9 protein-coding genes are annotated in these 11,609 nt (G+C 68.5%); all 9 read left to right on the top strand.

The features are described from left to right. The first annotated feature begins 3 nt into the window (after positions 1–3). Positions 4–375 carry a DUF4233 domain-containing protein gene (locus ACIP6N_RS19165; protein ID WP_401817016.1) on the top strand — a complete coding sequence of 124 codons (372 nt, stop codon included), beginning with the start codon at positions 4–6 and terminating at the stop codon, positions 373–375. Between the two features lie 63 nt (positions 376–438). Beyond that, on the top strand, positions 439–852 hold the full coding sequence (ndk, locus tag ACIP6N_RS19160) for a nucleoside-diphosphate kinase (protein WP_401817014.1): 414 nt from the start codon (positions 439–441) through the stop codon (positions 850–852). 249 nt (positions 853–1,101) lie between these two features. Next, the gene (locus tag ACIP6N_RS19155) at positions 1,102–2,121 is read left to right on the top strand and encodes a rod shape-determining protein (RefSeq protein ID WP_401817377.1); all 1,020 of its coding nucleotides are present in this window, start codon (positions 1,102–1,104) and stop codon (positions 2,119–2,121) included. A gap of 56 nt (positions 2,122–2,177) precedes the next feature. Then, positions 2,178–3,221, top strand: a complete 1,044-nt coding sequence (gene mreC, locus ACIP6N_RS19150) for a rod shape-determining protein MreC (protein WP_401817013.1) — start codon at positions 2,178–2,180, stop codon at positions 3,219–3,221. An 11-nt stretch (positions 3,222–3,232) separates the two neighbouring features. Continuing rightward, positions 3,233–3,907, top strand: a complete 675-nt coding sequence (mreD, locus tag ACIP6N_RS19145) for a rod shape-determining protein MreD (RefSeq protein ID WP_401817011.1) — start codon at positions 3,233–3,235, stop codon at positions 3,905–3,907. Positions 3,908–3,941: 34 nt separating this feature from the next. After that, positions 3,942–6,116 (top strand): penicillin-binding protein 2, encoded by a 2,175-nt coding sequence (mrdA, locus tag ACIP6N_RS19140; RefSeq protein WP_401817009.1) that lies wholly within the window; start codon positions 3,942–3,944, stop codon positions 6,114–6,116. A gap of 3 nt (positions 6,117–6,119) precedes the next feature. Continuing rightward, positions 6,120–7,316, top strand: coding sequence for a rod shape-determining protein RodA (gene rodA / locus ACIP6N_RS19135; protein ID WP_401817007.1), 1,197 nt, complete (start codon positions 6,120–6,122; stop codon positions 7,314–7,316). A 149-nt stretch (positions 7,317–7,465) separates the two neighbouring features. Then, entirely contained in the window at positions 7,466–9,124 is a 1,659-nt protein-coding gene (locus tag ACIP6N_RS19130; protein ID WP_401817006.1) for a CHAD domain-containing protein, read from the top strand. 112 nt (positions 9,125–9,236) lie between these two features. Then, the gene (locus ACIP6N_RS19125) at positions 9,237–11,162 is read left to right on the top strand and encodes a TIGR03960 family B12-binding radical SAM protein (RefSeq protein ID WP_401817376.1); all 1,926 of its coding nucleotides are present in this window, start codon (positions 9,237–9,239) and stop codon (positions 11,160–11,162) included. Positions 11,163–11,609 lie beyond the last annotated feature (447 nt).

Below are 11,609 nucleotides of genomic sequence, written 5' to 3'. Positions count from 1 at the left end.
GCCATGCGAACTCTCTGTGCCTCGACGCTGATCGGCGAGTTCTTCGTCATCGGATTCGCCGGTCTCGTCGCCATGAAATCGGACGATCTGTCCATGGGGACGGTGTGGACGGTCTGCGGCATCGGCATGCTGCTCTCCGTGCTGCTCTGCGGGATGCTCGGCCGCCCCGGTGGCGTACAGCTCGGCTGGGTGCTCCAGATCGCGCTGGTCGCGAGCGGTTTCGTGGTGCCGGTGATGTTCTTCCTCGGCGCGGTGTTCGCGGCGCTGTGGTGGGCGTCGGTCCACTACGGCCGCACGATCGACGAGGCGAAGGCCCGGTGGGCCGCACAGGCTGCCGCAGCCGCACAGGGCTCCGCAGAGGCTGACGCTGCGTAATCGCAGGCGTGAGGGGCCCTGTAGCCTCTGTGCACCTGCATCCCGCACTCAAGGAGCCTGTCCGTGACCCAGCGCACTCTCGTCCTCCTCAAGCCCGACGCCGTTCGCCGCGGCCTGATCGGCGAGGTCATCGGCCGTATCGAGCGCAAGGCCGGCTGGACCATCAGCGCGCTCGAACTGCGCACGCTCGACCAGGACACGCTGGAGCAGCACTACGGCGAGCACAAGGGCAAGCCCTTCTACGAGCCGCTGGTCGACTTCATGGCCTCCGGTCCCGTCGTCGCACTCGTCGTGGACGGCGAGCGGGTCATCGAGGGCGTCCGCGCGCTCGCCGGCCCGACCGACCCGATCGCCGCCGCGCCGGGATCCATCCGGGGGGACTTCGGCACAATCGTCCGAGAAAATCTCATCCACGCCTCGGACTCGGAAGAGTCCGCCATTCGGGAACTGAAGATTTTCTTCCCTGGTCTTTCCTGACCGGGTGTCATCCAAATAGCCTGTTGGCCTGCGGCGACCGGAGGAATTCGGTCGCCTATGGACATGTGCGGGCCGTTTTTGGGAACGCATCGCACCAACACATCGTCACCTTTACCGAGGTGGGCCACCGCGCCGTGGACGTGCTGGCGGGACTACGATGAGCCTCCAAGCCTCACCACCCACCTCGCCATCCTGAAAAGCCATCAACGCTCGATAGGGAAGGCCAGACGCATCCTCATGGGGAACAACATGTCGTTCATCGGCCGTGACATGGCTGTCGACCTCGGGACCGCCAACACGCTGGTGTACGTCAGAGGGCGGGGGATCGTTCTCAACGAGCCGTCAGTCGTCGCGATCAACACCAACACGGGCGGAATTCTCGCCGTCGGCGCCGAAGCGAAGAAGATGATCGGCCGGACACCGGGCAACATCGTTGCCGTCCGGCCGCTGAAAGACGGCGTGATCGCCGACTTCGAGATCACCGAGCGCATGCTCAGGTACTTCATCCTGAAGATCCACAAGCGCCGCTACCTGGCCCGCCCGCGCGTCGTCGTGTGCGTACCCTCGGGCATCACCGGGGTCGAGCGCCGCGCCGTCATCGAGGCGTCGACGCAGGCCGGCGCGCGCCAGGTGCACATCATCGAGGAGCCCATGGCCGCGGCCATCGGCTCCGGCCTCCCCGTCCACGAGGCCACCGGCAACATGGTCGTGGACATCGGCGGCGGCACCACGGAGGTCGCCGTCATCTCGCTCGGCGGCATCGTGACGGCCCAGTCCATCCGGGTCGCCGGGGACGAGCTGGACAACGCGATCATCCAGCACATCAAGAAGGAGTACTCGCTCCTGCTCGGTGAGCGGACCGCGGAGAGCATCAAAATCACCATCGGTTCGGCATACGAGCTGGAAAAGGACGAGCACACCGAGATCCGCGGGCGTGACCTCGTCTCCGGACTCCCGAAGACCGTCGTCGTCTCCGCCGCCGAGGTCCGCAAGGCCATCGAGGAACCGGTCAACGCGATTGTCGACGCCGTGAAGACGACGCTCGACAAGTGCCCGCCCGAGCTTTCCGGCGATGTCATGGACCGCGGGATCGTCCTCACCGGTGGCGGCGCACTGCTGCGGGGCCTTGACGAGCGGCTGCGCCGGGAGACCGGTATGCCCATCCATATCGCCGAGAATCCGCTCGATTCCGTCGCGCTCGGTTCCGGCAAGTGCGTCGAGGAATTCGAAGCGCTTCAGCAGGTTCTTGACGCGTCACCTCGTCGTTGACGGTTCGTTGATATGCAGGCACAGCAATTCCTACGAGGAAGGCACGGCCGCCGCACGTGAGGGACACAAAGGAGAGCCGTCTGCTCCTGGTGCTGCTGATCGCCATCGCGTTCGCTCTGATCACGGTGGACATCCGAGGCGGTGAGAGTTCTCCGGTGGACGGTGCGCGGCAGGCCGCCGCCACCGTCCTCGGCCCGGTCGAGAAGGGCGTGGCGACCGGGGTCGACCCGGTGGGCAACGCCATCGGCGCCATCAAGGATTCGGGTCGCAGACAGGACCGCATCACCGCGCTGCAGCAGGAGAACACCGCGCTCAAGCAGAAGCTCGGCAGCGACGACCGCAACCGCAGCCGGGTCCGCGAGCTGGACAACATGCTCAAGCAGGCCGGTGCCGGACAGTACGGCATCAAGGGCGCCCAGGTCATCGGCATAGGAGCGGCCCAGGGCTTCTCCTGGACGGTCACCATCGACGCGGGCGCCAGGGACGGCATCAAGCGGGACATGACCGTCCTGAACGGCGACGGACTCGTCGGCCGCGTCACCACCGTCGGGCCGGGCACGGCGACCGTACTGCTCGCCAACGACCCGGACTTCACGGTCGGCACCCGGATGGAGAAGACCGACGAACTGGGCTTCGCCACCGGCCAGGGCGACCGCCCGCTCGCCGTCCAGTTCCTCAACGGCAAGGCCAAGATCAAGCCGGGCGACCGGCTCGTCACCTTCGGCTCCAGCCAGGACAAGCCGTTCGTGCCCGGGGTCCCGGTCGGCGAAGTCGTCCGCGTCGACCCGTCGGGCGGCGATCTGACCAGGACCGTCTACGTACGCCCCTTCGCCGGCTTCACGAAGCTCGACCTCGTGGGCGTCGTCGTCGAAGCACCGCGCACCGCCCCCCGTGACACCGTCCTGCCGCCCAAGTCCAAGGTCCGCCCGACACCCACCGTCACCGTCACGGTCACCCCGAAGCCGAACGCGAACGACGGCGGCGGAGTCCAGGACGGCGGCGGCATGACCGAGAACGGCCTCGCCCCCCAGGAGGCCGCCGTACCGCCCGAGGACATCGGCAACGGAATCGACAACGCCAAGAACGACAACCAGGAGTAGAGCTGATTCCCATGCGCATCAACCGGATTCTGCTCTCCGCCGCGCTCGTCGTGGTCGCTCTGGTCCTCCAGGTCTCCGTCCTCGCCCGCCTCCAGCTCCCCGGCGCCGTCCCCGACCTCACGCTGCTCGTCGTCCTCGCACTCGCCTTCGTGTACGGGCATGTCAGCGGCGCGCTCATCGGCTTCGGCGCCGGACTGCTCGCCGACCTGTCCCCGCCCGCCGATCACGCCGCCGGGCGCTACGCCCTGGTGCTCTGCGTGATCGGCTACCTGGCCGGGCTCGCCCGCCCCGACAAGGGACAGATCAGAACGGCGCTCGGCCCGATGGCCGTCGTCGTCGGCGCCGCGATCGGCTCGACGCTGCTCTACGCGGCGGTGGGCGCCCTCGTCGGCGACACGGCCGCGCGCCATGTGGGCCTCGGAGGGCTGCTGTTCACCGCCGCCCTCTACGACCTGCTGCTCGCGCCGTTCTGCGTACCGCTGGTCATGTGGCTCGCCAGACGCGCCGAGAACGACCCGCTCTCCGAGAGCCAGAGCAGCGGCGTCTCGGGCAGCGACGTCGCCTCCGGGTGGCTCGCCACCGGCACGGGTCTGCGCATCGGCGGCCAGCGCGGCGGACTGCGTCTGAAGGCCGCGCGCAACCGCGCCGCGCGGGCCGGACGGATCAAGGGAGTCAAGCGACTGTGAGCGCGCGTTACCCGAACACCCGCGGGGGGTCGAAGTGAGCAACATCCCGGAGACCGGCAGGACTCCCCGGGTCCAGATCCGGCTGATCATCATCCAGGTGCTCGTCTTCTCCCTCCTCCTCACGCTCGGCGGCCGCCTCTGGTACCTCCAGGTGCGCAACGGCGAGGAGTACACGAACGAGGCCAAGAACAACCACGTGCAGCAGGTGGTCCAGCCGGCCGTGCGCGGTTCGATCCTCGACACCCACGGGGTGCCGCTGGCCGACAACGAGACCCGTCTCGTCGTCTCCGCCAGCCGTACCGACCTGATCAAGATGAAGGACGACGGCAAGGCCGTCCTCACCCGCCTCGCCGGCGTCCTCGACATGAAGCCCCAGGACGTCATCGACAAGGTCAGGCTCTGCGACGCGAAGACCCCCCAGCCCTGCTGGAACGGTTCGCCCTATCAGCCGATCCCGGTCACCGACGAGGCGACGACCCAGCAGGCGCTGCAGATCCGCGAGCGCACCGAGGACTTCCCCGGCATCACCGCCGAGCCCACCGCCGTACGCCGCTACGCCGAGCCCGCCAAGGCCAACACCGCGCAGGTGCTGGGCTATCTCTCGCCCGTCACCGACGAGGAGATCACCAAGGCGCAGGACACCGACTCGCCGTTCCTGCGCTCCGACCAGGTCGGCCGCTCCGGCCTTGAGCGTACGTACGACGCCGCGCTGCGCGGCAAGGCCGGTGTCACGCGCTACGAGGTCGACAACCTCGGCCGCGTCATCGGCGAGGCGCAGAGCGACGACGCCAAGCCCGGCGCCAACGTCGTCACGTCGATCGACGCCCGCGTCCAGGGCGTCGCCGAGTACGAGCTCAACCAGGCGATGAAGACGGCCCGTACGGAGATCGACCCCGTCACCCACACGAAGTACAAGGCCGACGCGGGCTCCGTCGTCGTCATGGAGGCCAAGACCGGACGCGTCGTCGCGATGGCCTCCCAGCCGACGTACGACCCGAACTCCTGGGTCGGCGGGATCTCGGGCAAGGACTACGCGCAGCTCACCGACAAGAAGTCCAACTACCCGCTGCTGAACCGCGCCATCCAGAGCCAGGCGGCCCCGGGCTCCATCTTCAAGGTCATCTCGTCGACCGCCGCGGTCAACGCCGGATACGACTTCAACGGCAGCTACCCCTGCTCCAGTTCGTACTCCATCGGCGGTCAGGTCTTCCTGAACTACGAGTCCAAGGGCTACGGCGACATCAACCTCGGCAAGGCCCTGGAGGTCTCCTGCGACACCGTGTTCTACGGGATCGCGCACAAGGAGTGGCAGAAGGACGGCGGCAACAAGCCGAAGAAGAACCCGAACGACTGGTTCTACAAGACCGCCCACCAGTTCGGCCTCGGCAAGGAGACCGGCATCGACCTCCCCAACGAGGTCTCGGGCCGCGTCCCCGACCGCCAGTGGAAAGAGAACTTCTGGAAGGCCAACAAGGCCTCCTGGTGCAAGCAGGGCAAGAAGAACGGCAGTTACGTCGAGCGCATCGCCTACGAAGGCTGCCTCGAAGGCAACAGGATGCGCGCCGGTGACTCCGTGAACTACTCCATCGGACAGGGCGACACCCTCGTCACGCCGATACAGATGGCGACGATCTACTCCGCCATCTCCAACGGCGGCACCCTCTACGACCCCACCGTCGGCAAGGCGATCATCAGCGCCGACGGCAAGAACGTCGAGGAGATCACACCGAAGTCGCACGGCAAGCTGCCGATGCACGGAGACACCAGGGACAACATCGACAAGGCCCTCGCGGCGGTCGCCACCGTAGGCTCGGCCGCCTGGCGCTTCGTCGGCTGGCCGCAGGACAAGATCCCGATGCACGCCAAGACCGGTACCGCCGAGGTCTACGGCAAGCAGACGACCTCATGGTTCGCCTCGTACACCAAGGACTACACGATCGTCATGACGATCTCCCAGGGTGGTACGGGCTCCGGAGCCTCCGGACCCGCCGTGCGCAAGATCTACGAGGCCATGTACGGGCTCTCCCCGGACGGCAAGCAGGACCTGAAGAAGGCGATGATGCCCCAGCCGCAGGTCTCGCTGCCCAAGATCCAGTCGGACGGCTCGATCGACGCCCCGACCGTCAAGCCGTACCTGCCGAAGAAGACGAACCCTGACGGCACCCAGGTGGTCGCTGAAGCGCCCGCCGTGCCGGGTCGGAGGGACTGAGCCATGGCCGGCACAAGTGGCTTCTCGGTCTCCGGATATGGTCCGGAGCGCGGTACGTGGGCCAGGCTCGCGTCCCGCGACTCGGTGCTGCGCAGACTCGACTGGCCGCTGCTCCTCTCGGCCCTCGCGCTCTCCGCCATCGGCTCGCTGCTGGTGTGGTCGGCGACCCGCAACCGCACCTCGCTCAACGGCGGCGACCCGTACTCCTTCCTCTTCCGTCACATCACCAACACCGGCATCGGGTTCGCCCTGATGATCGGGACGATCTGGCTGGGCCACCGCACCCTGCGCGGCGCGGTCCCGGTGCTCTACGGGCTCTCCGTCGTCCTCGTCCTGCTGGTCCTCACCCCGCTCGGCTCCACCATCAACGGAGCGCACGCCTGGATCGTGATCTCCGGCTTCTCGCTCCAGCCGTCCGAGTTCGTCAAGGTCACGATCATCCTGGGCATGGCGATGATCCTGGCGTCCCGCGTCGACGCGGGGGACCAGCAGCATCCCGATCACCGCACCGTCGCGAAGGCGCTCGGTCTCGCCGTCATCCCGATGGCGATCACCATGCTGATGCCGGACCTCGGCTCGGTCATGGTCATGGCCGTCATCGTGCTCGGAGTGCTGCTCGCCTCGGGCGCCTCCAACCGCTGGATCATCGGGCTGATCGGCGCGGGCGTGCTCGGCGCGTTCCTGGTCGCCGCGCTCGGTGTGCTCGACGAGTACCAGATCAACCGCTTCGCGGCCTTCGCCAACCCGAACCTCGACCCGGCGGGCGTCGGCTACAACACCAACCAGGCGCGCATCGCCATCGGCTCCGGCGGCCTGACCGGCACCGGGCTCTTCCACGGCTCGCAGACCACCGGGCAGTTCGTGCCCGAGCAGCAGACGGACTTCGTCTTCACGGTCGCCGGCGAGGAGCTGGGCTTCGTCGGAGCCGGACTGATACTGCTCCTGCTCGGCGTGGTCCTGTGGCGCGCCTGCCGGATCGCCCGCGAGACGACGGAGCTGTACGGGACGATCGTCGCGGCCGGGATCATCGCCTGGTTCGCGTTCCAGGCGTTCGAGAACATCGGCATGACGCTCGGCATCATGCCGGTGGCCGGCCTTCCGCTGCCGTTCGTGTCGTACGGCGGTACGTCGATGTTCGCGGTCTGGATCGCGGTGGGGCTGCTCCAGTCGATCCGGGTGCAGCGCCCGATGTCCGCCTGACGCCGCTGGGGCCTTCGAGGCCGTCGTCCCCCCGCCGTACGGATACGGCGGCTCCGGGGACGGCGGCCTCGGGCTTTGTACGGCGTCTTCGGGCCTTGCACGGCGGCTTCGGCGCGAATAGACCTGGCCATGGCGGTTAGATTCGTTATATGGCGAACACCAAACGAGAGATCGAGCGAAAGTACGAACTCCCCGAGTGGCCGGACGCCAACCAGCACGGGCTGCCTGATCTGACCCGCGTCGGTGGGGTCGCGTCCATCTGCGACAAGGGCGTGGTGGAGCTCGATGCCGTCTACTACGACACCCCTGACCTGCGGCTGGCCTCCGATTCCCTGACCCTGCGGCGCAGAACGGGCGGCGGCGACGAGGGCTGGCACCTCAAGCTCCCGGTCGCCGCGGGCATCCGCGACGAGATCCAGGCACCGCTCGCCGACGCCGTGCCGGACGAGCTGGCCGCACTGCTGCGCTCCCGGGTCCGCGGCGCCGAGCTGGCGCCCGTCATACGCCTGCTGACCTCCCGCGACGTGAGCCACCTCGCCGACACCGAGGGGGAACTCCTCGCCGAGGTGAGCGTCGACACCGTCCACGCCCAGCGGCTCACCGGCGGTTCCGTACGCCTGGCGACCTGGACCGAGGTCGAGGTGGAGCTGGCCGAGGGCGGCGATCCGGCGCTGCTGGACACCGTCGAGAAGAAGTTCCGCAAGGCGGGCCTGCGCCCGGCGGCCGCCGCGTCCAAGCTGGCCAGGGCGCTGGAGGAGACGGCGCCGAAGAGGCGGCGGGACGGGAAGGGCCCCGGGAAGAAGGCTGCCGGGAAGGTACGCGCCGGCAAGAAGAGCGCCGGCAAGGCGAACGTCGGCAAGAAGAACGCCCACAAGAAGCACGCCGCGAAGAAGGCCTCCGCGTCCACCGTCCGGCACGAGCCCGTGACCGCCGGTGACCACGTGCTCGCGTATCTGCGCAAGCAGGCGGACGCGATCGTCGCGCACGACCCCGCCGTCCGCCGCGACCTGCCCGACGCGGTCCACCAGATGCGCGTCGCCACGCGCCGGATGCGCTCCGCGTTCCGTTCGTACCGCGCGGTCCTCGACCGGACGGTCACGGATCCGATCGGCGAGGAGCTGAAGTGGCTCGCCGGTGAGCTGGGCGTCGACCGCGACCAGGAAGTCCTCGAACACCGGCTCACGGCCGCCACCGACGCGGTGCCCGGGACCCTGCTCCTCGGCCCCGTCCGCGCCCGCCTCCAGATCTGGACGCTGACCGAGCGCGTCGACTCCCGCAACAGGACGCTCGCCCTGCTCGACAGCCCGCGGTATCTGGCGCTGCTGGACACCATCGACGCGCTGCTCGCGAACCCGCCGCTGCGCAAGGCCGCGGACCGCGACGCGGCCGGTGTGCTGCCCAGGGCGGTCCTGAAGGACTACCACCGGCTGGCGGGCCGAATCGAGCACGCGCAGACGCTCGCGCCCGGTGAGACGCGGGACCTCGCCCTGCACGACGCCCGCAAGGCCGCCAAGCGCGCGCGGTACGCGGCCGACGCGGCGCGACCGGCGCTGGGCGGGTCCGCGAAGCGTCTCGCGCGGCGGATGAAGGCGCTCCAGACCGTGCTCGGCGACCACCAGGACAGCGTGGTGGCCCGCGAGACCCTGCGGACCCTCGCCGTCCACGCGCACGCGGCGGGTGAGACCGCGTTCACCTGGGGCCTGCTGTACGGGCAGGAGGAGGCGCGGGCGGACGAGCGCGAACGCGAACTGCCCCAGGTGTGGGCCGAGGCGTCGGACCCCCGTTTGCTGTCGGCACTGACACGCTGACGGCCGGGGTACGCTGGATGGTCATCCTTGCCGGCTGACCATGCCGGCGCCCCGTGAGCCTGTCCGTCAGGCTGTCCGTCAGCCTTCGCCAGCCCAGGAAAGTCGCACCGTGATGCCTGCTGAATCGGTCTTCCCGCAGCTCGAAGCCCTGCTCCCGCATGTGCAGAAGCCGATCCAATACGTCGGTGGTGAACTCAACTCCACCGTGAAGGACTGGGACGCCTGCGATGTCCACTGGGCGCTCATGTACCCCGACGCGTACGAGGTCGGGCTGCCCAACCAGGGCGTCATGATCCTGTACGAAGTACTCAACGAGCGCGAGGGCGTCCTCGCGGAGCGCACGTACAGCGTGTGGCCCGACCTCGAAGCGCTGATGCGCGAGCACAAGGTCCCGCAGTTCACGGTGGACGCGCACCGGCCCGTGAAGGCGTTCGATGTCTTCGGCCTCAGCTTCTCCACCGAGCTGGGCTACACCAACATGCTCACGGCCCTGGACCTCGCGGGCATCCCGCTGGAGGCCAGGAACCGCACGCTCGACGACCCGATCGTCCTCGCCGGCGGCCACGCGGCCTTCAACCCCGAGCCCATCGCGGAGTTCGTGGACTGCGTGGTCATCGGTGACGGCGAGCAGGCCGTCCTGGAGATCACCGAGATCATCCGGACCTGGAAGGCCGAGGGCCGCCCCGGCGGCCGCGAGGAGGTCCTCTTCCGGCTCGCGAAGACCGGCGGGGTGTACGTCCCCGGCTTCTACGACGTCGAGTACCTGGCCGACGGGCGCATCGCCCGCGTCGTACCGAACCGCTCGGGCGTGCCGTGGCGCGTGTCCAAGCACACCGTCATGGACCTGGACGAGTGGCCGTACCCGAAGCAGCCGCTCGTACCGCTCGCCGAGACCGTCCACGAGCGGATGTCCGTGGAGATCTTCCGCGGCTGCACGCGCGGCTGCCGCTTCTGCCAGGCGGGCATGATCACGCGCCCGGTGCGCGAGCGCAGCATCACCGGCATCGGCGAGATGGTCGAGCGCGGTCTGAAGGCGACCGGATTCGAGGAGGTCGGGCTGCTCTCGCTGTCCTCCGCCGACCACACCGAGATCGCCGACGTCGCCAAGGGGCTCGCGGACCGGTACGAGGAGGACAAGGTCGGCCTGTCGCTGCCGTCCACCCGGGTCGACGCGTTCAACGTCGACCTCGCCAACGAGCTGACGAGGAACGGCCGCCGGTCGGGTCTCACCTTCGCGCCCGAGGGCGGCTCCGAGCGCCTGCGCAAGGTCATCAACAAGATGGTCTCGGAAGAGGACCTGATCCGTACGGTCTCCACGGCGTACGGCAACGGCTGGCGGCAGGTGAAGCTCTACTTCATGTGCGGCCTGCCGACCGAGACCGACGAGGACGTCCTCCAGATCGGCGACATGGCGGTCAACGTCATCGCCGAGGGCCGCAGGGTCTCGGGCCAGAACGACATCCGCTGCACGGTGTCGATCGGCGGCTTCGTCCCCAAGCCGCACACCCCGTTCCAGTGGGCGCCGCAGCTGAGCGCCGAGGAGACCGACGCGAGGCTCCTGAAGCTCCGCGACAAGCTCCGCGGCGACAAGAAGTACGGCCGCTCGATCGGCTTCCGCTACCACGACGGCAAGCCCGGCATCGTCGAAGGCCTGCTCTCGCGCGGCGACCGCCGCATCGGCGCGGTCATCCGCGCGGTCTACGAGGACGGCGGCCGCTTCGACGGCTGGCGCGAGCACTTCAGCTACGACCGCTGGATGGCGTGCGCCGAGAAGACGCTGCCCGAGATGGGCGTGGACGTCGCCTGGTACACGACGCGCGAGCGCACGTACGAGGAGGTCCTGCCCTGGGACCACCTGGACTCCGGTCTGGACAAGGACTGGCTCTGGGAGGACTGGCAGGACTCGCTGGACGAGACAGAGGTCGACGACTGCCGCTGGACGCCGTGCTTCGACTGTGGGGTCTGCCCGCAGTTCGACACATGGCCACAAGTAGGACCGACGGGCAAGAAGCTACTTCCGCTTGAGGTCAAGAAGTAGCCGTGACCAGCGGCGATGCCGTCCAGTGGATGGCTGAGACGCTCGCTGGCATGAGCGAGGCGGAGCGTACCGAGATCCTTCGAGGGCTCGGGACGAAGGAGCGCGAGCAGGCTTCCCGCCCTGTGCGGCGCACGCCGCTTCCTGCTCCTCGGCAAGATCCGGGCATCGTCTCGGCAGTCGAGTGGGTGTAGCTGACGAGAGAGGCGCCCGGGCCGTAAAGGTCCGGGCGCCTTCTGCGTGGCGCCGATGGACAGCATCGGGTCGGATCGGGGTGAACATGCCCTCTTGACCCGCAGGTTCCGACAGAGTGAAGGTCGTGCAACCAGGCGCAACGCGCTCGACAGGGAGGGACGCCATGGCCTTACGGTTCGTCGGTAAAGATCCCGAGTCCGGAGATCACGGATCACCCGCTGTGTGGGTGGATCAGGAGTCGAAGGATCTTGTGAT

Source organism: Streptomyces sp. NPDC088725, from assembly GCF_044751305.1.
GTDB lineage: Bacteria > Actinomycetota > Actinomycetes > Streptomycetales > Streptomycetaceae > Streptomyces.
Note: the sequence above shows the minus strand (reverse complement) of the source record. Positions and strands in the feature narration are given on the sequence as shown.